The organism is Salinicola sp. CR57, assembly GCF_003206585.1.
GTDB classification, from domain to species: Bacteria; Pseudomonadota; Gammaproteobacteria; order Pseudomonadales; family Halomonadaceae; genus Salinicola; species Salinicola lusitanus.
In genome coordinates, this window is sequence record NZ_PZJL01000005.1 from 263,380 (window position 1) to 285,408 (window position 22,029).

Below are 22,029 nucleotides of genomic sequence, written 5' to 3' on the forward strand. Positions count from 1 at the left end.
TGGAATGAATCACAACTTGTATCTGCAGTTTTCGGGCAACTTCGAGCGCGATCCCGACAAGGTACTGATCGACACGCCGAGTGGCGAGACGTATCGCTATCGCGACGTGCTGTCCACATCGCGGCGGCTGGCACGGGTGTTGCTCGACCTCGGGGTCGAGCGGGGCGATCGGGTCGTCGTCCAGGTCGACAAGAGCCCGCAGGCGATCATGCTCTATCTGGCCTGTCTGCAGACGGGGGCCGTCTATCTGCCGCTCAACACCGCCTACACCGAAGCCGAGGTCGAGTACTTCCTGACCGATGCCGAGCCGCGGCTCTATGTCTGTCGTCCGGCCGATGTCGAGACCGCACGGGAGCTGGCGCGACGCTGCGGTGTGTCGGCCGTCGAGAGTTTGGGCAGCGAGGCGGATGGATCTCTGATGGAGCTGGTAGCGCGCGCCGAGGAGGAGACGAGCATCGTCGAACTCGAGGCCGATGAGCTTGCGTCGATTCTCTACACCTCCGGCACCACCGGGCGCTCCAAGGGAGCGATGCTCAGCCACGGCAATCTGGCGGCCAACAGCCAGGCGCTGGCGCAGACCTGGCACTTCAGCGCCGATGATCATCTGCTGCATGCGCTGCCCATCTTCCATACCCATGGGTTGTTCGTGGCGTGCAACATCGTCCTGACCGTGGGCGCGTCGATGACCTTTCTGCCCAAGCTCGACCCCGAGCAATTGCTCGACCTGATGCCTCGGGCGACGGTGCTGATGGGCGTGCCGACGTTCTACACCCGCCTGCTCGCCAGCCCGCGCCTGGACAGGACGACGACCGCCAACATGCGGCTGTTCGTCTCCGGTTCCGCGCCGCTGCTGGCGGAAACCCATCGCGAGTTCTCCGAGCGAACCGGGCACGCCATTCTCGAGCGCTACGGCATGACCGAAACCAACATGAACACCTCCAACCCCTACGACGGCGAGCGCCGCCCGGGCACGGTCGGTTTCGCGCTGCCGGGCAGCGAGGTACGTATCACCGACCGCGAGAGCGGCAAGACTCTGGCGGCCGGGGAGACGGGACTGGTGGAGGTTCGCGGCCCGAACGTCTTCCAGGGCTATTGGCGAATGCCGGAAAAGACCGCCACCGAGTTCCGCGACGACGGTTTCTTCATTACCGGCGATCTCGGCCTGATCGATGCGGATGGCTACCTGCAGATCGTCGGGCGCGACAAGGATCTGGTGATCTCCGGCGGTTACAACGTCTATCCGAAGGAGATCGAGCAGTGGATCGACGAGATGCCGCAGGTCGCCGAGTCGGCCGTCATCGGCGTGGCCCATCCCGATCTCGGTGAGGGCGTGACTGCCGCGGTGGTGCTGAAACCCGGCGAGTCGCTCGACGAATCCCAGGTGCTGGCGGCGCTCGAAGACAAGGTGGCTCGCTACAAGCAGCCCAAGCGAGTGTTCTTCATCGACAGCCTGCCGCGCAACGTCATGGGCAAGGTGCAGAAGAACGCGCTGCGCGACCGCTATGCCGATATCTACCGTAGTGCCGAAACGGTCGGCAAGTAGCTCGCCATTTCACTGTTGACCCCGCCGCGTGGGTAACGCGGCACGACAGCCACCCCGTGAGTGGCTGTCTCGACACACGCCAAGCTCCGATAACCGGGCTAATCATGACCATTCTCGACAATAACGCCCCATGAGGTGATAACGATGGTGATTTACGGTGTAGCACTCCTGGCCGGCTGCATGCTGGCCGGGCTGATCATCGGCGACGTACTCGGCCAGTTGCTGGGAATCGATGCCAACCTGGGTGGCGTGGGTATCGCCATGCTGCTGCTGATCTTCGTGACCGGGTATCTCAAGGATCGCGGCAAGCTGCCGGAGACGACCGAAAGTGGCATCAACTTCTGGAACGCGATGTACATTCCCATCGTCGTCGCCATGGCGGCGAGCCAGAACGTGGCCGCGGCCTTCAGTGGAGGCATGGTGGCGATTCTCGCCGGCGTCCTCGCGGTGGTGCTGGGGCTGGCACTGGTCCCGGTGCTGACCGGCAAGAAAGTCGACGATGCGAGCCCGCTCGATTCGGCCCCGACCACCCCTAGCGGTCACTGAGAGAGGATACCGACATGAACGATTCCATCGTCTCTCTGGTCGACAAATATCACCTGATCGCTGCGTTTGCGGTGGTCGGTCTGACCATGTACATCGCCTATTGGCTGAGTCGACATCTGACCGCTGGGCGCCTGCACGGCTCGGCGATCGCGATCATCATCGGCCTGGCACTGGCGTACGTCGGTGGCGTGTCCACCGGCGGCAGCAAGGGGCTTTCCGACGTCACGCTGTTTTCCGGCCTCGGCCTGATGGGTGGCGGCATGCTGCGGGATCTGGCGATTATCGCCACCGCCTATGGCGTACGTTTTCAGGAGATCAAGAAAGCTGGCCTGCGCGGCGTGATCGCACTGTTCCTCGGCGTGCTGGTGTCGTTCGTCGCCGGTGCCGCCGTGGCGATCGGCTTCGGCTACACCGACCCGGTGGACATCACCACCATTGCGGCCGGCGCGGTGACCTACATCGTCGGGCCGGTGACCGGTGCCACCCTGGGCGCGAGTTCGGAGGTGATCGCGCTGTCGATCGCTGCCGGTCTGGTGAAATCGATCCTCACCATGATCGCGACACCGTTGACGGCCAGATGGATCGGCCTGGACAATCCGCGCTCGGCGATGATTTTCGGTGGCCTGATCGGTACCACCAGTGGTGTGGCCGCGGGCCTGGCAGCCACTGACGCGCGCCTGGTGCCCTACGGGGCGATGACCGCGACGTTCTACACCGGGCTCGGCATCCTGCTGGCGCCGACGGTGCTGTTTCTGGCCGTACGCGCGGTCTTCTGAGAGAAGGGGGCCGGCGGGAGCCGGCCGCTCCACTAAGGCGATGAGAACGCCCGGTTGAGACACCGGCCCGGGCGGGACGCCGGGACCGGTGCGATGGCGACGCAGCCACGGCCCGCGGACTTGGCCTGATAGAGCGCCAGATCGATCTCCTCCAGCAACCCCTTGGAAGTCTGGTGGCGGTGTTCGCCGACACCCGCGGAGAAGCTGACGCGCAGGTCCAGCGTGCTCAAGGCCTGATGGCGGAGCTGGGCCAGCACACGGTTCACCGTCGCCTGTGCCGAAAAACGGTCGATGCCCGGCAGAATCATCAGGAACTCCTCCCCGCCCCAGCGAATCAACGTGTCGCTGGAGCGCAGCGTGCCGGCAACGAAATGGCTGAACTCTCTCAGTACCGTATCGCCGACGGCGTGGCCGTAGCGATCGTTGATCGCTTTGAAGTGATCCAGGTCCAGCATCACGACGGCCACCTTGTCGCCAACCCGCTTGCCGCGCTCCAGCGCCTGCTCGAGCAACTCCCCGCCCATCCGACGATTATGCAGACCTGTCAGGTCGTCGCGCGTCGCCAGGTACTCGAGACGCCGGTTTTTCTCTTCCAGTCGACGTTCGACGTCGCGCCGCTGGGTGATGTCGACCAGAAAGACGACTCGCTGGGGATGGCCCCGTTCGTCACGGCTGACCGTATCCTCGAGCATCACGGTGCGCGAGGTGCCATCGTGAAGCCTCACCTCCAGCGAGTGGCGCTGGTTCAAGGCATGGGGAAAGCTGGCGGCATGCCGTTTTTCCGCGGCCTGTCGACTCTGCGGGGGCAGCAGTTTGCGAAAGTGGGCGTTGAGCAGTTCGCTTTCCGCATGGCCGAAGAACTCGCAGAAGGCGCGATTGACCTGGCGCAGGTATCCGCCCGCATCGATCGTGCACACGGCCATGGGCAGGTTCTCGAGGAGCTGACGCAGTTGGGGCTGGTGCTGGGGCAGCAGGCTCGGCTCGGTGCCGTCAGTGGTTACCTCGCCGATGGCGATCAATACGTGGCGTGAGGACTCGGTATCGCCAGGCGCCTCGAGCGAGGAAACCTTGAGCTTCACGGCCAGCGGCGGCTGTCGGTGCTGGCGGATGTAGAAACTGTGCCATTGTCTTGAATCGTCGGCGGCGACACTCAGCAGGGCGGGGTGATCCCGGCCAGCGGCCGGGTGCCGTCCGGCATCGAGCCACTGCCAGGGATCGGCCATGGGAAAGCGGCCTCCCAGGCGCAATTGGCGTTTCGCCGTTGCATTGGCGTCGACCAGTAACGGGACGCCGCCGTCGAGCCGGTAGATCAGTGCCGCGATATCCAGCGTGTCCAGTCCATCCGGCGTCGAGGGACGTTCAATGGCCTGTCGTGACAATCGTCTTTTCGATGCAACCATGAGCCAGGGTACCGTGAGTTCGTACGGTGAATGGAGTTGCCGAGTGTCCTGCGACGGTCAGTACCGTCCCTTGACCAGCGCGAAGCGCGAGTCCGGGCAGGCGGGCAGCCGTTCCGCGGCCGGTCGGGCAAACCAGTATCCCTGCTGCCTTGCAATACCGTGGCGGTAGAGCCAGCGAGCCTCTTCCAAGGTCTCGATGCCCTCGGCGACCAGCTTGATGTCGAGATGGCGCGCCAGGTCGACGAGATGGCGGATCACGATCTGTTTTCGGGGGGAGGCATCGATGTTGCTGATCAACTGGCGGTCGATCTTCAGCATATCGGGCGAGATCTCGGCCAGCAGGTCGAGGTTGGCGTAGCCGGTGCCGAAGTCGTCGAGCGCCGTCTTCATGCCCATGGCACGGTAGCTGGCCACGATGTTTTGCAGGTGGCGCCGGTCCGTGACGCTCTCGCTTTCGACGATCTCGAAACATAGTCGGCTGACCGGCCATCCGACGCGCTCGGCAGCTGCCAGTGTCGCCTGGATACAGGCTTCGGGTTCGTAGACGGCGTTGGGCAGAAAATTGATCGACAGCACGCCCCGCGCGTTCAGCCGATGGGCGATTTCGATCGCCTTGACGCGACAGGCCTGATCGAAACGATAGCGTGTCCTGTCATCGACCTTGGCCAGCACGGCTGCGGCGGACTCTCCCTCGGGGCCTCTGACGAGGGCTTCGTAGCCATAGACGCGGCCCTCGTCGATGTCGACGAGCGGCTGAAATGCCATGGTGAAATCGAAATCCAGCGGCGCATCGCAGCGTCCGCAGACGCCATCGTACCTGGCGCAACCCGGCATCGTTGTCCTCCCTGACGGCGTGCACTGCCATGATGAGCCTTGCCAGCAGCGCACTCCATTGCGGTCCTGACAAGTTAACTAAGCTTAGAATAGATGACTATGATCGAATAGCAGCGATTTGGTAGGTAAGTGTAGATACTGGTGCAATGAACGTCGCTTAACACCGACGGTCGTGTCGCCCAGAAAGGACACCTCCGAGCACTGCCGCATGATGACGAATCTCTTCTTCAATTCGCGAGGTCTATGAAACCGTCTCCGGCTACCTTCTTCTATATCGTGCTGATCGCGCTGGGCGTCGCTCTCGATAAAGGCGTCTGGCAGGTTCCGCGTGAGTGGAATCCTCTGGCGCCACTGGTCGTCAGCGATCCCGTGACGCCGGTCACACGCTGGAAGCTGAAGGCGCTATCCGGTGATCGCGGTGCCTGCCTGGAGGCACTCGACACCGCACCTGACATTCGTTACACCCCCCTGGCTGACTACACGCCGGTCGCCGGCTGTCCGCTGGAGAACGTGGTGCGCGTGAGCCATACCCAGGTCCGGTTCAACGCCAGTTTCGTCGCCAGTTGCCCCCTGGCCCTGGCCTGGACCATGTATGAGCAGCACGAGTTGCAACCGCTGTCGCAGCGAGTCTTCGGTGAGCGGGTCGCCAGCGTCCGGCACTATGGCTCCTTTGCCTGTCGCAATATCTACCATCGGGAGAACGCGAGACGAAGCGAGCACGCCACGGCGTCGGCGCTGGACGTCGCCGCCTTCGGGCTAGAGGATGGTCGCACTATCAGCGTGCTCGACGATTGGCGGGACGGTGGCGAACGCGGCCGGTTCCTCGAGGAGGCCCAGAAGGGTGCCTGCCACTACTTCGGGACCACCTTGGGGCCCGACTACAACGCCGCCCATGCCAACCATTTTCATCTCGGTATGCGAGGTATCTCGTTCTGTCGATAACCGGTCCGCTCGACGCCGTCGCTGGCTTCGGTCATGACAAAAACCTCGAAGGGACCTAAGGTTGTCGGTATCTCTCGCGGATGCGCCTGTCATCGATAGCCTGTCATCGATAGTGACGAGACGTCCGCTTTCACCCGATCCTGTTTTTCGACCGAGAGGAGTAGCCCATGCGTCTGACCATCAAGGGTATCGAGGAGGGCAAGCCGATTCCGGCAACCTTCGCTTTTGCCGTCCCGGATCCGGAGCAGCACATGCGCCTCAGCGACAACCGCAATCCGGAAGTGCGCTGGCTGGATGCGCCATCGGAGACGCGGAGCTTCGTGATGCTGGTGACCGATCCCGACGTCCCCGGTGTGGCGGATGACGTCAACCAGGAAGGCAAGACGTTGCCGCCGGAACTGCCGCGAGTCGACTTCTATCATTGGGTGCTGGTCGACATTCCGGCGGAGGTCAATCTGCTGGAGGAAGGTGAAATGGCCGACGGCGTGGTGCCCAAGGGGAAATCACCGGGGCAGACCGCCAAGGGGATCAGCGGCATCAACGGCTACACCGGATTCCTGGCCGGCGACCCGGACATGGCGGGCGTTTACGGTGGCTACGACGGCCCCTGTCCGCCGTGGAACGACGAGATCGTGCATCGCTACACGTTCAGCCTGTTCGCGCTGGACATCCCCACGCTGGGGCTGTCGGGGGAGTTCACCGGTGAACAGGTTCGCGAGGCGATGGCAGGTCACGTCCTGGCCGAATCCAGCGTGACCGGGACCTATACGCTCAATCCGGACCTGCGCTGAGTCGTCATGGCGTCGTCACCCCACCCGGCGACGCTGCGTCGCGCGATCCTGGCGATGGCCGAATCGCGCGGCTCCACCAAGACCTTTTGTCCTTCGGAAGTCGCGCGCCAGTTGGATGACGACTGGCGCCCCCTGATGGCGCCGGTCAGGGCCAGTTCGCGCGAGCTGGCCCGCGAGGGACGTCTCGCTGTGCTTCAGCGGGGGCGGGCGCTGTCGCCGGAAGAGCCCTGGCACGGAGCGATCCGGCTGCAGTTGCCGGCCGACCGCGATGGGTGACGACGCGCGAGGTGTCCGCCGCACCGGCATCGGCATGATGGTGCTGTTCTGGGTGCTCCTGCTCCTGCTGCTGCTGGCGGGCTGGTGGTTTCGTGGGCTGGAGCAGCGGCGTAGTCATCCCAACGCGGAACTGGCGACCGCGACGTTCGAGGATCAGACGCCGGTCACCCTGGAGCGCAATGCGCAGGGTCATTTCGTGGCGCCGGGGGAGGTCGATGGCCAGGCGGTGACGTTCCTGATCGATACCGGCGCCACCTACGTCTCGCTCTCTCAGTCTCTCGCCCGCACCTTGCAGATCGAACCCGGGCCGGAGGTCATGTTCACCACGGCCAACGGTCGCGTCAGCGGCAATCTGGCCACGCTGGAGAGTGTAAGGCTGGGAGGGCTGACCGCCCGACAGGTGCCCGGTTCGATCCACGCGGGTATCGGCGACGACGTGGTGCTGCTCGGGATGAGCTTTCTGGGCCGGTTCGATATCCAGATACGTGGCAGTCAGATGATCGTCGGCCCGCCAGACCCTTGATTTGAGCCATACTGGGAATTCGGCGGTACTGGAGAAAAGATCCCCGGACTCGAGCGACATCGATGTCCCCACGGGGAAAGCTTGCCAGCGAGGGGAGTGCCATCGACATGAGCGCACGCAAACCGTATCGGTTCGCTACCTGGGTGCTGGGCGCCGTCATGGTGGTCGTGGGCCTGATCCTGGTCGTGGGCGGGGGCTGGCTGATCGTCCTGCGGGGCAGCGGCTACTATCTGCTCGCCGGTCTCGGGCTCCTGGCCAGCGGCGGGTTGCTGATTCGTGGCCATCCGGCGGCGCTGCTGCTTTACGCGATGGTACTGCTGGCGACGCTGACCTGGTCGCTGTGGGAGGTGGGATTCGACTGGTGGCAACTGGTGCCGCGGGTCGCGCTACCCTGCGTGCTCGGGATCATGCTGCTGTTGCCGTGGTGGAGAAGGCCGGTAGCCTCGCCGCTGGGAAGCGGCGCGCTGGCGCTGGCCGTCGGCCTGACGATCGGGGTTGCGGTGGTCGCGCAGTTCACCGCACCGGGCATCATCGAGGGACGACTCGATCCCGAACGCAGGGCGCAGGTGATCAACGAGGCGCAGGTGGCAGGAGAGAACTGGCCCGCCTACGGCGGCACCAATGCCGGTACCCACTATTCGTCCCTCGACCAGATCACGCCGGAGAATGTCGGCAGGCTCCAGGAAGCCTGGCGCCTTCGAACCGGTGACATCGCGACGTCCACCTCGCCACCGGAGATTACCAACGAGAACACGCCGCTGAAGGTGGGCGATAATCTCTTCCTGTGCACTTCCCATAGCCGAGTGATAGCGGTGTCGCCGGAGACCGGCGAGGCCCGATGGACCTTCGATCCCGAGCTCAGCAGGATGGGCGCCGACGACTTCTCTGGCTGGGCGCACATGACCTGTCGCGGTATTGCCTACTACGACGTGTCCGATTACGCCGACAGGGCTGGGAGCGGGGTTGCGACCGAGGATGGCAATGTCGGGCGTGATGACGGGCCCGTCGTGCCGCGGGTGCCGTCGATTAGCCAGACGGACGTGATGTGTCCGCGACGACTCTTCTTGCCGACGGCCGATGCCAGGCTGATCGCGCTGGACGCCCAAAGCGGCGAGCGCTGTCCCGGTTTCGGGGCCGATGGCGAGGTCGACCTGACGCGCAACATCGGCGGCTTCGCGCCCGGCGGTTACTACGCCACGTCGCCCCCGGTGGTCACCGAACGTCTGGTCATCGTTGGCGGTCACGTCACCGACAACGGCTCCACCGATGAGCCGTCGGGGGTCGTCCGGGCCTACGATGTCGGTACGGGAGAGCTGGTCTGGAACTGGGACAGCGGTAATCCGGAAGCCACCGCTCCCATTGCGCCCGAGGCGACCTACACCCGCAACTCCCCCAATGTCTGGGCGCCGCTCAGCGTCGACGAGCGCCTGGGGCTGGTCTATCTGCCGACCGGCAACGCCACGCCGGACCAGTACGGTGCCGATCGCGACGAGAACGACGAGACCTACGGCGCGGCACTGGTGGCGCTGGATCTCGCCACCGGCGGAGTCCGCTGGCGGCGGCAGTTCGTCCACCACGACCTGTGGGACATGGATACCCCCGCGCAGCCCGTCCTGCTGGACCTGCAGACGCCAGACGGCATGTTGTCGGCGGTGATTCAACCGACCAAGCAGGGCAGCCTCTACGTGCTCGACCGGAGGACCGGGGAGCCGATCGTGCCGATCGAGGAGGTCAAGGCGCCCAGCGGTGCGGTCGAGGGTGACTTCACCGCGGCGACCCAGCCGCGCTCGATACTCAACCTGCTGCCGCCGCCACTCACCGGCAGCGACATGTGGGGCGCCTCGCCGATCGATCAGATGCTGTGCCGCATCCAGTTCCACTCCCTCGACTATCGAGGGCAGTACACGCCGCCATCGCTGAACGGGAGTCTCGTCTATCCCGGCAATGTCGGCGTTTTCAACTGGAGCGGAGTGGCCGCCGATCCGGCGCGTCAGGCCATGTTCACCAGTCCCAACTATCTCGCCTTCGTCTCGCGTCTGATACCCCGCGACGGTGAAGACGATCCGGAGGCGTCCACCAGTGAACAGGGCGTTCGACCCAATCGGGGGGCGCCATACGCCGTCGAACTGGGGCCGTTCCTGTCGATACTCGGCCTGCCTTGCCAGGCGCCGCCCTGGGGCCAGGTCGCGGGGATCGATCTCGGCAGTCGTGAAGTGGTCTGGCAGCATCGCAACGGCACCACGAGAGACAGCATGCCGTTCGACCTGCCGATCCCGTTGGCCGTCGGCGTCCCGGCGCTGGGCGGGCCGATCACCACCGCCGGTGGCGTCAGTTTTCTCAGCGGCACGCTCGATCAATATCTGCGGGCTTACGACCTGACCAGTGGTCGCGAACTCTGGAAAGCCCGGCTCCCCGCAGGCGGACAGGCCACGCCAATGACCTACCGGGGCAGGGACGGCCGCCAGTACGTGGTCGTCACGGCCGGCGGGCACGGGACTTTCGGCTCCCGTATGGGGGACTATGTCGTGGCTTATGCGTTGCCTCGGGACGCGCTGCCGTGAGCGAACGGCATGGCGTCATGGTGATGACGGCTTGCGAACTTGTTGCCCGATTGGCAGGCAGGATGACGCGCACGACGCTGACGACCAGCGTCAATGTTCAAGGAGAGAATCGATGGTGGCGGGAAATCTTCGGCTGGGCGCCATGGCGCTGGCGATGACGCTGGTGCTGGCGGGCTGCGAGAGCCTTTCGACGGGGTCGTTTCAGATGCCCGATATCTTCGGTGGTTCCGGCAGCGACGAGGCCGTGGTGAAGCGCCAGATTCCCTTTCCGGCCGACGAGTACGCGAAGCTGGAGAAAAAGGGGACTTCTGCCGTACAGGGACGTCTGACCTATGAGACCTCGGCCGGCCAGACGTTGATCGGCGCCGGCGAGACGATATCGGTAGCGCCCGCGACCCGTTATGCCGCCGAAGCCGCCGACGTGGCGCTCTCGGGGCGCAAGATCGAACCTGCCGACCCACGGGCCCGGGAGTACACGCACTACGCCAAGACCGACGACAACGGCTATTTCGTCGTGCGCGGTATCCCCGCCGGTGTCTTCTACGTCGCCGGCAGCGTGTTGCTTCCCGGTGGCAACTCGCGCAGTCCGATCATCATCAAGCAGATCGAACTCGGCGAGGGGCAGACCCGGGACGTGGATTTGAGCCGCTGAGGTCGGCGACGGGAAATGGAGGTCGAGACGGCGCGAGAGACGGGCCGTGAACCGGAGGGGCGAACGATGTTGACGATCTGGGGGCGCGAGAGCTCATACAACGTCCAGAAAGTGCTATGGCTGGCTGACGAAATCGGACTCGACTACCGCCATCGACCGGCGGGGGGAGAGCAGGGCGGCCTGGACGACGAGGCGTTTCTGGCGATGAATCCCAACGGGCGGATTCCCGTCATCGAAGAGGGCGAGACCATCGTCTGGGAAACGCACGCAATCCTTCGCTACCTGGCTTCGGCGCATGGCGGACAGGATTTTCGGCGCGCCTCTCCGGCCGCCCAGTCGCTGATCGATCGCTGGCTCGATTGGTCATTGTCCGAACTGGAGCCGGCTTTCTTTGGTGGTATCTTCTGGGGCTTCTATCGCACGCCGGGCGACCAGCATGACGATGTCGCCATCGAACGTTCGCTGGCCAAGTGCGACCGGCTCTACCGCCTCCTCGACGAGCGCCTGGCCCAGAGTCCGTTCCTCAGCGGAGATCGGCTGGGATTGGCCGATATTCCGGCCGGCACCACGCTCTACCGTTACTTCGAACTCGAGATACCGCGACCGTCGCTGCCCAACGTGGAAGCGTGGTATCGACGGCTGCAGCAGCGCCCCCACTATCAACGCCACGTCATGCGCCCTTTCGGCGAACTTTACGGACGCCTGACTTACTGATCCCGCGCTAAGAAATTCGCCAGGAGCGACACCCTGCATGGCGTCACGACGGGCATCTTGATGGTGCGCTCCCGGAGGATTCCAACCCAAGGTACCTTGGCCGCCAGCGATACTGGGTTACAAAGGGAACAATTCGGGTATGATGCTGTTTAATTCGCTATGTTCTGTTTTTAAGCGTAGCGTCAGTCTTTGTTTTCGAAGTCGGTTTTCAGAGACAGCAGTATCATGATGGCAAGCCATAATGCAGTTGCGTGAATCGTGATTGCCGTGAGCCGCCACATAATAAATGAATATCGGTATGCAGGGTTTCGAGGCCAACTCAAAGGGATGGATGACAGCTTGGACAGCACTGCACATCAAGATCGCGTATTGATCATCGAAGACGACGAGCGTCTGGCACATCTGACGCGTGAGTATCTGGAGGCCAACGGGTTCCAGGTCGGGCTGGAGCATGATGGCGCGCACGGCGTGGAACGTATCGTCGAGGAGCAGCCGGACATGGTGATCCTCGATCTGATGCTGCCCGGCGAGGATGGCCTGTCCATCTGCCGGCGGGCGCGACCGCACTATGCCGGCCCCATCCTGATGCTGACCGCGCGCACCGACGACATGGATCAGGTCCTCGGCCTGGAGATGGGCGCCGACGACTACGTGCCCAAGCCGGTTCAGCCCAGGGTCCTGCTGGCGCGCATGAGAGCACTGATGCGCCGCGCCGACAGCCTGGTCTCCTCCAGTGGAGCGACCCGCCTGACCTTCGACAACCTGGTCATCGACAGCGCCACTCGCGAAGCCTGGCTGGAGGAGGAGCGGGTCGATCTCACCAGCGCCGAGTTCGACCTCCTCTGGCTGCTGGCCGATAACGCCGGCCGCGTGCTGACCCGGGAAGAGATATTTTCCCAGCTGCGCGGCATCAAATACGATGGACAGGATCGCTCCATCGACGTGCGCGTCTCGCGTATTCGTCCCAAGATCGGTGACGACCCCAACCACCCCCATCGCATCAAGACCGTGCGGAGCAAGGGGTATCTATTCGTCAGGGATAGCTGAAGCGAACCGATCACGGTGTCCGCTCGGTTCTCCTGGGCCGTGAAACCGGCAGGTTGCCGGGCTGTTGCGGTCAGTAGCTTCGCGATCACGACTACCGTCGCTCGGCCGGCCACGCCAGGCAGGGGCGATAGGCGAGTCGTCGCGACGCCGGCCGAGCGCGGGGCCACGGGTGCCGCACGGCGGACATCGATCGCCTCCTGCAGCAGGCCCCCGTCTCCTCGCGGAGACGGGCGAAACTAGCCTTCTGGCCATCCACGAAGCCGATTGCCGCGCGAGATTCAACATGCGTCGTTCCTTTACCGACAGCACATTCTTTCGGTTCTACGTGTCGTTGCTGGCGGCGTTGGTCATCACCTTCGCGCTGGTGCTGCTCGGTTTCCTGATGGTCGACAAGGTGCGCCAGGAACATTATCGGGAGAACCTCGTCAGCGGTCCGCTGGCGCTGCTTTCCGATCTCGTCTCTCGCCAACCGTTGGCGCAGCGGAATGACTGGCTGGCATCGATGGCATCGACACTGGGCATGCCGTTGGGGCTGTTCAAGCTCGACGAGCTTTCGCTCAACTACTTCGAGCGGGCGCGCTTGCGCGAGAACCGCCCCGTCATCGAGTCGACCGACAAGGGCTGGCGCTCTCTCTACCAGTTGCCGCACTCCCAGTGGGTGCTGGCGGCGCGCATCAACAGCCTCAACGAGATGCAGCTGCGCGGCATCACCGAGGTGCTGCGGAGCTGGCTGAGCGGCGAGACGGACGAGATCCAGGCTCGACGCTTCGAGCGGGTCAAACAGCAGTTCCACGTGCCACTCGGTCTCTACACCGCGCCACCGACGGATGTCGACCCCATCCAGGCGACGCGCCTCGACGCCGGCGAGGTGGTGGTGCGTCTCGAAACGGGCCTCAGCGCGCTCTATATCCACGCCCGAGTCGGCCCGGATCGCTGGTTGCGAATCGGTCCACTGCCCAGTTTCGAATCGATGCCGCTGTCGCTGGCGCTGGCGCTGCTGATCATGGTGCTCTTGACCCTGGCGGGAGCCATCTATCTCATCGTCTGGAGTGTCGAAGGGCGCGTGGGGCGGCTGGAGCGCGCCGCGACGAGGATTGCCGCCGGGCATCTCAACTCGCGGGTGCGGGTCGACAGCAACGACTTCGTCGGTCGCCTGGGCATGGCGCTCAATGGCATGGCCGCCCAGGTCCAGTCGCTGCTGCGCAGCCAGCAGGAGATGATCCGTGCCGTTTCCCACGAGTTGCGCACGCCGGTGGCCCGCATTCGCTTCGCGGTCCAGATGCTCGAGGATCTCAGCAAGGATGAAAGCGCCCAGCGCCAGCTGGCGGGAATCGACGAGGACATTTCCGAGCTCGACCGGCTGATCGACGAGATCCTCACCTACGCCAAGCTCGACAGCGAGAACGCGCAAGGCGTCACGCTCAAGACGGAGAGCATGGAGTGTCGGGCGGTTGCCTGGCGAGTGCTGGATACGCTGAGCCCGCTGCATCCGCACCTCGAACTCGGCGTCGTCGATGGCGAGGAGCTCGAGGTGGAAGCGGAGCCGCGCTACCTGCAGCGCGCGGTACAGAATCTGGTCGCCAATGCCTGCCGCCATGCCGAATCCCGGGTCATGGTGACGATCCACCGCGAGCCGAGGGCTGTCCGGATCGATGTCGAGGACGATGGTCCGGGGGTGCCGGAAGAGAAGCGGATTGCCATCTTCAAGCCATTCGCCCGGCTGGACGACAGCCGCACCCGCCGCTCCGGCGGCTACGGGCTGGGGCTCTCCATCGTGCAGAAGATCATGGCCTGGCACGGTGGCAATGTCGTGGTCGATCGCAGTGCCAGCCTGGGGGGCGCCCGGTTCAGCTTGCTGCTACCGCTCCATGGGCGGGAGGCGATTCACCCGCTGAACTTCGACGAGGAGGAGTCGTCCTGACGAGCCAGCGCCGGCACGCGCTTCGGCGTCCGCACCGTGGTTCGTGGCTCAGGTGGGCTCCGCGCCCGCCGGCTTGATCCCGTTCAGTACCGCGAACGACGTGTCTCTGGCGGTACGAATGAAGTCCTCCATCCACGGTAGCGCCAGATTCTCCTCCCGGATCGCCGCATACAGCGTGCTCCATACCCCTTCCTTGCCCAGCGGCAGCGCCTTGACGTAGTCGCGCTCCAGATACTCGGTCAGTGCCCAGTTGGGCAGGGCGCAGACGCCGCGCCCGCTGGCTACCAGCTGCATCATCATCACCGTCAGCTCCGCACTGCGGATCTCCTTCGGCCGCACGCTGACCGGGTCCAGAAACTGGGTGAAGACGTCCAGCCGGGAGTGGTCCACCGGGTAGACGATCAGCGTCTCCTCGATCAAGTCCGATGGCTCGACCCAGCTTCGGGTCGCCAGGGCGTGCTGCTTGGCCACTGCCAGCAAGCCTTCGTAGCGGAACAGCGGTTCGTAGTGCACGCCCGGCAGCGGCTCGGGATTGTCGGTGATGACCAGATCGAGAACTTCGCGGGTCAGGCCGGGCAGCAGGTCGAAATTCTGGCCGCTGGGGATGTCGACCTCGACTTCCGGCCAGTGATTGCGAAAGTGGTCGACCGTCGGCATCAGCCACTGAAAGCAGCTGTGGCACTCGATCGCCATGTGCAGGCGCCCTTGTTCGTGTCCCGCCAGCCGAGCCAGGTCCCGCTCCGCCAGACGCAACTGAGGCAGAACCTGTTCGGCCAGTGTCAGCAGGCGCTCCCCGGCGCGCGTGAACGACACCGGACGTGTCTTGCGCGTGAACAGCGGCATGCCGAGACGCGACTCCAGATCCTTGATCTGGTGGGACAGCGCCGATTGGGTCAGGTGGACGCGCTCCGCCGCCTCGACCAGGGAACCGGTATCGCGCAGGGCGATCAGCGTGCGGAGGTGGCGAAGTTCGAGCATGCTATGAATTCTGCTCACGTTGAGGATTAGATAAACGCGTTTGATTCAGGATATATCGCCGGGGACACTGCCCGCCAAGCCATCATCTTCACCATTCTAACCGCTAACTCTGAGAGACCCTACACATGACCACGCCGGTGCATACCCTGGGCTACCCGAGAATCGGTGCCCATCGCGAACTGAAGAAAGCCGTCGAAGCCTACTGGAAAGGCGAACTCGACCGCGATGGACTCGAGCGGGAAGGTACGCGCCTTCGCAAAACGCACTGGCAGGATCAGGTCGATGCAGGCCTGGACCTGGTGACGGTGGGGGACTTCGCCTTTTACGACCAGGTGCTCAACGTCTCGGTGATGATCGGCGCCGTTCCGCCGCGCTTCGGTCGCACCGGCGGCGAGGTCGATCTCGACACCAGCTTTCGGATGGCACGTGGCCGCGCGCCCAGCGGCGAGCCGGCAGCGGCTTGCGAGATGACGAAGTATTTCGATACCAACTACCACTATCTGGTGCCGGAGCTATACCAGGGACAGACGTTTTGCATTGCCAGCGAGCGGCTATTCGACGAGGTCGCGGAAGCCCGGGCCGAAGGCCATCCCGTCAAGGTGGCGCTGACCGGCCCGGTGACCTGGCTGTGGCTGGCCAAGGCCAAGAGCGACGGGCTCGAACGTCTCTCGCTCCTCGACGAGCTCGTCGCGACCTATAGCGACATTCTGGGTCGCCTCGCGAGCGCAGGCGTCGAATGGGTGCAACTCGACGAGCCGGCGCTGGTGCAGGACTTGCCCAGCGACTGGCAGCGCGCCTTCGAATCGGCTTACGCCACGCTCCAGTCGACACCGGTCAAGCTGCTGGTGGCAAGCTACTTCGGCGGGCTCGGCGACAATCTGGGGCTGGCCGTCGCGCTGCCGGTCGAGGGGCTGCACGTGGATGTGGTGCGGGCGCCGCAGCAGCTGAGCGCGGTGCTCGACAGGCTGCCATCCGACAAGGTGCTCTCGGTAGGCGCCATCGATGGCCGCAACATCTGGCGTGCCGATCTCACCCGACTCGCCGGCGAGCTCGCGGACGCCAAGGCTCGCCTGGGCGACCGCCTGTGGCTGGCGCCGAGTTGCTCGCTGCTTCACGTCCCCGTCGACCTGGACAACGAAACCGGACTCGATCCCGAGCTGAAGAGCTGGCTGGCCTTCGCGCGGCAGAAGCTCGGCGAGGTGGTGACGCTCGCCCACGTGCTCGATGGCACCGAGACGGCGACGGATCGCCAGCGGGTGGATGAGGCCAGCCAGGCCCTGGCGGCGCGCCGAGCGTCGCGGCGCATCCACAAGCCTCGGGTCGCCGAGCGTCTAGCCAAGGTGAGCGCTGCCGACACGCGCCGTGGCAACGTCTACGCGGTACGCGCCAGCGCGCAGCGGGAGCGTCTCGCCCTGCCGCTGTTCCCGACCACGTCGATCGGGTCCTTCCCGCAGACCCAGGAGATCCGCGCGGCACGCCGCGACTTCAAGAAGGGGATCCTCGACCTGGCCGATTACGAAGCCCGCATGCGGGAGGAGATTGCAATGGTCGTCGAGCGCCAGGCGCAGCTCGGGCTCGATGTGCCGGTACACGGCGAGGCCGAGCGTAACGACATGGTCGAGTACTTCGGCGAGCAGCTCGATGGCTTTGCCTTCACCCAGAACGGCTGGGTGCAGAGCTACGGTTCACGCTGCGTCAAGCCGCCGGTGATCTTCGGCGACGTGGAGCGGCCAGCGGCGATGACGGTGCGCTGGAGCCAGTATGCCCAGTCGCTCACCGACAAGCCGATGAAGGGCATGCTGACCGGACCGGTCACCATTCTGCAGTGGTCGTTCGTGCGCGACGACCAGCCGCGCGCCGAGACCTGCCGGCAGATCGCGCTGGCCCTGCGCGATGAGGTCGCCGACCTCGAGCGCGCGGGTATCGCGATCATTCAGATCGACGAGCCTGCACTGCGGGAGGGTCTGCCGCTGCGCCAGGCCGAGTGGCAGGCGTATCTCGACTGGGCGGTGGAGTGCTTCCAGTTGAGCGCTGCCGTCGCCGCCGACGAGACCCAGATCCACACCCACATGTGCTACGCCGAGTTCAACGACATCATCGGCGCCATCGCGGCCATGGATGCCGACGTCATCACCGTCGAGACCTCGCGTTCGGACATGGAGCTGCTGGATGCGTTCCAGGACTTCGACTACCCCAACGAGATCGGGCCCGGCGTCTACGACATTCACTCGCCGAACATCCCCGAGCGCGCCTGGATGGTCGACCTGATGACCAAGGCTGCGGAGAAGATTGCGCCCGAGCGACTCTGGGTCAATCCGGACTGCGGTCTCAAGACGCGCGGCTGGGCGGAAGTGGAGCCCGCGCTGGCCAACATGGTCGAAGCGGCCCGCGAGCTGCGCAAGCGCTACGCATGAGCGTCGCGCGATGAACGGGTTCATGGTTTGGCCCGCCAGCGCGCCTGGCATGTTAGGCTGAACGTTGCGCCGCGGGGCGATCCCGCGGCGCTTTTTTATGACGGCTATCAGAGGGTGTTCACAAAACAGGCGAGCGAAGACAAGGCAAGGCGAAATTGGACGAGAAAGCGGAATTTACCGGGCGTAAATGAGTATTTGACTCGCACCGCTCGCCCTTCGGGCCGTCCTAGGGACGTTCTGAACTGAAGTTCGGTGAGGTCAATTTCAACGCCGCATTGTCGAGCGCAGCCCTTTGGTAAACACTCTCTTCCTGTCCAGACATCTCTCGGGAACCTTGCTCATGCCCAATGCGCTCCAGGCTGGCAAAGACCGCCGCGCCCTCATCCGTCGTTATCGCCCATCGTTTCGCTGGCTGGCCCTGTCGGCCGCGTCGCTGCTGCTCACGGCCTGTGCCGGTGGCGCTCAGCAGGGGGTGAAGTCCACCGCGCCGTCGGCGGGCCTGGCTGCGCTCAAGTCGCCGCTGATGCCGAGTGCCTTCTTCGCCGACGGTGGCGAGACGTTCACCGCCTGGCGCTGTACCCCATCCCAGGATCTGGTCACCACCACGCCCGATGATCGGCGACTGCGGTTGTGGACCGCGCTGGGGGAGACCGAACTGCCGAGCGCCGTGGTGGGCGCCGGCTCCCGCTACCAGCTCGGCGGGGTGTCGTTCTGGCGCCAGGGGCGTGATGCCCGGGTCGAGAGCGATAACGGCCGGCTGGTCTGCACGCTGGCCAGCGAGCGCCAGACGACGACGCGCAAGGCGCATCCCGACACCATCTTCTACGCCAGCGGCAACGAGCCCGGCTGGAACGTCTCGCTGGATCGCAACAGCCATTCGCTGACGCTGGTGTCCGATTATGGCCAGGCTACCGATACGTTCGACTACCGGGTCGCCTCGGTGAAGAACGGAGGCGATGCGCGCATGGTGCTGGTCAGCGACAGCGGCCGATATCCCATGGAACTCGATCTTCGCGCCGGCGCCTGCTTCGATGACATGAGTGGCCAGCCGTGGCCGGTCAAGGTGACGCTGCGCTACGGGGCTCGCGAGTTCCAGGGCTGCGGGCAGGGCGTGGAAGCCAGCCGCTGAGCGACCAGCGCCATGAATGTGAGAACGAACGAAATTGTCGAAAGGTTGATGCTATTTTTAGCGGTTTTCATTTCATGAAGTGCAACGAATAATCCCTGCAACGCTTGCCGCTCATCGACGGCATCTTGATTGGGTGTGACTTCAATAATGGAGACGGCTTCATGACACGACGTGTTCTTCTCATCACCAGTTCCCTCTTCGGCGAGGCTGGCCAGTCCCGAGCGCTGGCGGCATCGTTCAAGGCCGCCTTGCAGGGGCGGGACGTCGAGTTGACCGAGCGCAACGTGGTCGAGCAGCCGCTGCCCCACCTGACCGGTGCCGAAATGACGAGCTGGATGACCGATCCCTCCGAGCGCAGTGACGAGCAGCGGCAACTGGCCCAGGTATCCGACGAACTGCTGTCCGAGGTCGATGCCTGCGATGTGCTGGTGCTGGCGGTGCCGCTCTACAATCTGGGCATTCCGAGTCAGCTCAAGTCATGGTTCGATCGTATCCTGCGCGCTGGCAAGACCTTCCAGTACACCGCCAACGGCCCGGTGGGGCTGCTGGAGGGCAAGTCGGCGCTGATTCTGGCCGCCCGTGGGGGCATGTACGCCGGCACCGAGATGGACTCGCAAACGCCACACCTCAGGCACATGCTGGGCCTGATCGGCATCAAGGAGGTCGACGCCATCTACGCCGAAGGCCTTAACATGGGCGACGATCGCAAGCATCAATCCCTGACCGAAGCCAAGCAGGCGATCGGCCACTACGTCGACTCGCATTTCTGATCGTCGGACCTCGTTCCAGCGTCGACCCGAGCCGCCCGCTACCGATGTAGCGGGCGGCTCTCGTTTCAGTCGGGCGCGGTGATCGGCTCGACCTGGGGCGAGGTGATTCGCGCCAGCAGCCGCTGCATGACGGCCCGGTCCGGACGGGCCGAACCCACGCGCTCGCTGGTCACGGGCTGCCACTGGCCGTCATCCCCGCGCTCGGCAATCGAGAAGGTGAACGGGTGGGCACCCGGCACGCCCAGGCGAATGTCGGTGGCCAGGAGCCTCTCTCTGCCCGCCTCGCGGCGGGTTTCGTAACGCAGGAACGAGCCGCTGAACCAGGCGAGGCGCTGGCCATCCCGAGTCCGCTGCGCAGCCCGTCGCCATTCATCCCCCAGTGGCCAGGGTGCCAGCGTCGGCGGGGCATCGCCGTCCAGCAGGCTGACCCAACCTTCGTAGGCCGCGCCGTCATGGATGACGGTGACGCGCCAGAGCAGGGTGGTCAGGGGGGCTGGCTGAACCAGGATGGGGTCGCCGCTCATGCCCCGTTGGGCCAGGAGAGGCGCGAGCCGTTGCTCGACGAACGCCTGGGCCGCCAGGCTGAAACCGATGTAGAGGCATGACAGCCCCAGCATCGCGGCCAGCAGCCGTTGGGTGCTGGGACGTATGGCGAACACGATCACCCCGATCAGCAGGGGAAGCGTGTAGAGCGGATCGATGATGAACAGGGTATGCCAACTGATCGGTCGCAGCGGCAGCGGCCACAGCAGCTGGGTGCCATAGGTCGTGAAGGCATCGAGCAACGGATGCGTCGTCAGGCAGAGGGTGAACAGCCACCACCAGTGCTGGAAGGAGGCGATCTCGCGCGTGCGCGACCAGCGTGCGGCGAGCCCGGCGAAAAGCGTCGCGATGCCGGTCAGCACGATCAGTGAGTGACTGAAGCCGCGATGCCGGGTGTAGTCGGCAACGGCGTCGCCATAATCGATCAGCACGTCGAGGTCCGGCAGGGTGCCGAGGGCGGCCCCGATCAGCAGCGCACGCCGGCCGAGTCGAGGCATGACCACGCCGCCGATGGCGGCGCCCAGGCAGGCTTGGGTAACGGAGTCCATACGATGTCCCTATCATGGGCGGTCGAGAGTGACGGCATCTGCCGAACGTCGCAGTGTGTGCGAGGTTGGCCGCCGCGTCGACTCGAACGTAACCAGCGAGGCGTCATTCACCGATCGACGGCGGTGGTCTACCATGGGATGGTCCAACTCACTGACGAATCAGGAACAAATCCATGGAATACCTGCATACGATGGTTCGCGTCGCCGATCTCGACGCGTCGCTGCACTTCTATTGCGACTTGCTGGGCCTGCAGGAGGTGTCACGCAAGGAGAGCGAGAAGGGGCGTTTCACACTGGTTTTCCTGGCCACGCCGAATGACACGCCACGCGCCAAGGCCGAGCAGTCGCCGATGGTCGAGCTGACCTACAACTGGGATCCGGAAACCTACACCGGCGGTCGCAATTTCGGCCACCTGGCCTATCGGGTCGACGATATCTACGCCCTCTGCGAAAAGCTGCAGGCGGGTGGCGTGACCATCAATCGGCCGCCGCGGGACGGACACATGGCTTTCGTGCGCTCTCCCGACGGCATTTCGATCGAACTGCTCCAGAAGGGCGAGGCGCAGGCACCGAAGGAGCCGTGGGCTTCGATGGAAAACACCGGTAGCTGGTGACGCCGTGAATCGCTCGACGCGTATCTTTCTCGGCTGGCTGCTGCTGGTGGCGATCGCTGCCAGCAGCGGCATCCTCGCCCCACCCGGCGAGTGGTATGCGGCGCTGGCCAAGCCGCCCCTGACGCCACCGGATTGGCTGTTTCCGATGGCCTGGACGCTGCTCTACCTGATGATGGCGGTCGCGGCGACGAAAGTGACGCTGGCGGTACCCCAGGGTGGACGTTGGTCCGCCTTGGCACCGTTCGTGCTGCAACTGGTCGCCAACGGTGTGTGGTCGTGGCTGTTTTTCGCCGCCCACTGGACGCTGATCGGTCTGCTCGACCTGCTGCTGTTGTGGGGGCTGCTCGTATGGACGATCGTGACGTTCTCGCGCCATTCACGCTTCGCGGCCGGCTTGCTGGTGCCCTATTTGATATGGGTGAGCTTCGCCGCCTATCTCAACGCGGGCGTACTGATACTCAACGCGCCATGGGACTGATATCGCGCCGTCCCGTGGCCGCCATCGAT

At 64.6% G+C, this 22,029-nt stretch carries 21 protein-coding genes; 17 read left to right on the forward strand and 4 right to left on the reverse strand.

Going from position 1 to position 22,029, the window contains the following annotated elements; translation table 11 throughout:
* The first annotated feature begins 4 nt into the window (after positions 1–4).
* The 3 genes from DOM56_RS07830 to madM all read left to right on the forward strand — a co-directional run bounded on the left by DOM56_RS07830 (position 5) and on the right by madM (position 2,865).
* Positions 5–1,543 carry a malonyl-CoA synthase gene (locus tag DOM56_RS07830; RefSeq protein ID WP_110708261.1) on the forward strand — a complete coding sequence of 513 codons (1,539 nt, stop codon included), beginning with the start codon at positions 5–7 and terminating at the stop codon, positions 1,541–1,543.
* A gap of 144 nt (positions 1,544–1,687) precedes the next feature.
* Positions 1,688–2,089 (forward strand): malonate transporter subunit MadL, encoded by a 402-nt coding sequence (gene madL, locus DOM56_RS07835; RefSeq protein ID WP_110708262.1) that lies wholly within the window; start codon positions 1,688–1,690, stop codon positions 2,087–2,089.
* 14 nt (positions 2,090–2,103) lie between these two features.
* On the forward strand, positions 2,104–2,865 hold the full coding sequence (gene madM, locus DOM56_RS07840; RefSeq protein ID WP_110708263.1) for a malonate transporter subunit MadM: 762 nt from the start codon (positions 2,104–2,106) through the stop codon (positions 2,863–2,865).
* A 32-nt stretch (positions 2,866–2,897) separates the two neighbouring features.
* Here the strand turns inward: madM and DOM56_RS07845 are convergent, their stop codons facing one another.
* Together DOM56_RS07845 and DOM56_RS07850 are read right to left on the reverse strand one after the other, a co-directional pair.
* Positions 2,898–4,244, reverse strand: coding sequence for a sensor domain-containing diguanylate cyclase (locus tag DOM56_RS07845; protein WP_198655723.1), 1,347 nt, complete (start codon positions 4,242–4,244; stop codon positions 2,898–2,900).
* 78 nt (positions 4,245–4,322) lie between these two features.
* Positions 4,323–5,099, reverse strand: a complete 777-nt coding sequence (locus DOM56_RS07850) for an EAL domain-containing protein (RefSeq protein ID WP_110708265.1) — start codon at positions 5,097–5,099, stop codon at positions 4,323–4,325.
* A 243-nt stretch (positions 5,100–5,342) separates the two neighbouring features.
* On the opposite strand from DOM56_RS07850, the gene DOM56_RS07855 reads away from it, so the two are divergent.
* The 9 genes from DOM56_RS07855 (at position 5,343) to DOM56_RS07895 (ending at position 14,526) form a co-directional block, all read left to right on the forward strand.
* Positions 5,343–6,041 (forward strand): extensin family protein, encoded by a 699-nt coding sequence (locus DOM56_RS07855; RefSeq protein ID WP_110708266.1) that lies wholly within the window; start codon positions 5,343–5,345, stop codon positions 6,039–6,041.
* A 167-nt stretch (positions 6,042–6,208) separates the two neighbouring features.
* Positions 6,209–6,832, forward strand: coding sequence for a YbhB/YbcL family Raf kinase inhibitor-like protein (locus DOM56_RS07860; protein ID WP_110708267.1), 624 nt, complete (start codon positions 6,209–6,211; stop codon positions 6,830–6,832).
* Positions 6,833–6,838: 6 nt separating this feature from the next.
* On the forward strand, positions 6,839–7,108 hold the full coding sequence (locus DOM56_RS07865) for a DUF3253 domain-containing protein (RefSeq protein ID WP_110708268.1): 270 nt from the start codon (positions 6,839–6,841) through the stop codon (positions 7,106–7,108).
* Complete coding sequence (locus DOM56_RS07870) at positions 7,101–7,631, forward strand: retropepsin-like aspartic protease (protein ID WP_110708269.1); 531 nt, start codon at positions 7,101–7,103, stop codon at positions 7,629–7,631. The genes DOM56_RS07865 and DOM56_RS07870 overlap by 8 nt, the downstream gene beginning before the upstream one ends.
* A 107-nt stretch (positions 7,632–7,738) precedes the next feature.
* Positions 7,739–10,192: a membrane-bound PQQ-dependent dehydrogenase, glucose/quinate/shikimate family gene (locus DOM56_RS07875; protein ID WP_110708270.1), complete on the forward strand. Its 2,454-nt coding sequence runs from the start codon at positions 7,739–7,741 to the stop codon at positions 10,190–10,192.
* A gap of 112 nt (positions 10,193–10,304) precedes the next feature.
* Positions 10,305–10,844, forward strand: coding sequence for a carboxypeptidase-like regulatory domain-containing protein (locus tag DOM56_RS07880; RefSeq protein ID WP_110708271.1), 540 nt, complete (start codon positions 10,305–10,307; stop codon positions 10,842–10,844).
* Positions 10,845–10,910: 66 nt separating this feature from the next.
* Positions 10,911–11,558 carry a glutathione S-transferase gene (locus tag DOM56_RS07885; RefSeq protein ID WP_110708643.1) on the forward strand — a complete coding sequence of 216 codons (648 nt, stop codon included), beginning with the start codon at positions 10,911–10,913 and terminating at the stop codon, positions 11,556–11,558.
* A gap of 327 nt (positions 11,559–11,885) precedes the next feature.
* Entirely contained in the window at positions 11,886–12,605 is a 720-nt protein-coding gene (locus DOM56_RS07890; protein ID WP_110598559.1) for a response regulator transcription factor, read from the forward strand.
* Between the two features lie 283 nt (positions 12,606–12,888).
* The gene (locus DOM56_RS07895) at positions 12,889–14,526 is read left to right on the forward strand and encodes an ATP-binding protein (protein WP_110708272.1); all 1,638 of its coding nucleotides are present in this window, start codon (positions 12,889–12,891) and stop codon (positions 14,524–14,526) included.
* A 48-nt stretch (positions 14,527–14,574) separates the two neighbouring features.
* On the opposite strand, the gene DOM56_RS07900 is transcribed toward DOM56_RS07895, so the two are convergent.
* Positions 14,575–15,504 carry a LysR family transcriptional regulator gene (locus DOM56_RS07900; protein ID WP_110598557.1) on the reverse strand — a complete coding sequence of 310 codons (930 nt, stop codon included), beginning with the start codon at positions 15,502–15,504 and terminating at the stop codon, positions 14,575–14,577.
* 125 nt (positions 15,505–15,629) lie between these two features.
* On the opposite strand from DOM56_RS07900, the gene metE reads away from it, so the two are divergent.
* From metE to DOM56_RS07915, 3 genes are all read left to right on the forward strand, one after another.
* A complete protein-coding gene (metE, locus tag DOM56_RS07905) occupies positions 15,630–17,918 on the forward strand; it encodes a 5-methyltetrahydropteroyltriglutamate--homocysteine S-methyltransferase (RefSeq protein ID WP_110708273.1) in 2,289 nt (762 codons plus the stop codon).
* 340 nt (positions 17,919–18,258) lie between these two features.
* Positions 18,259–19,047 carry a C-type lysozyme, inhibitor gene (locus DOM56_RS07910; protein WP_110708274.1) on the forward strand — a complete coding sequence of 263 codons (789 nt, stop codon included), beginning with the start codon at positions 18,259–18,261 and terminating at the stop codon, positions 19,045–19,047.
* A 161-nt stretch (positions 19,048–19,208) separates the two neighbouring features.
* Positions 19,209–19,817, forward strand: a complete 609-nt coding sequence (locus DOM56_RS07915) for an NAD(P)H-dependent oxidoreductase (RefSeq protein WP_110598554.1) — start codon at positions 19,209–19,211, stop codon at positions 19,815–19,817.
* Positions 19,818–19,882: 65 nt separating this feature from the next.
* Here DOM56_RS07915 and DOM56_RS07920 read toward each other — a convergent pair whose 3' ends face one another.
* Positions 19,883–20,908 (reverse strand): metal-dependent hydrolase, encoded by a 1,026-nt coding sequence (locus DOM56_RS07920; RefSeq protein ID WP_110598553.1) that lies wholly within the window; start codon positions 20,906–20,908, stop codon positions 19,883–19,885.
* Positions 20,909–21,081: 173 nt separating this feature from the next.
* Between DOM56_RS07920 and DOM56_RS07925 the strand changes: the two genes are divergently transcribed.
* Both DOM56_RS07925 and DOM56_RS07930 read left to right on the forward strand, forming a co-directional pair.
* Complete coding sequence (locus tag DOM56_RS07925; protein ID WP_110598552.1) at positions 21,082–21,522, forward strand: VOC family protein; 441 nt, start codon at positions 21,082–21,084, stop codon at positions 21,520–21,522.
* A 4-nt stretch (positions 21,523–21,526) separates the two neighbouring features.
* Positions 21,527–22,000, forward strand: a complete 474-nt coding sequence (locus DOM56_RS07930) for a TspO/MBR family protein (RefSeq protein WP_110708275.1) — start codon at positions 21,527–21,529, stop codon at positions 21,998–22,000.
* Positions 22,001–22,029: the final 29 nt, after the last annotated feature.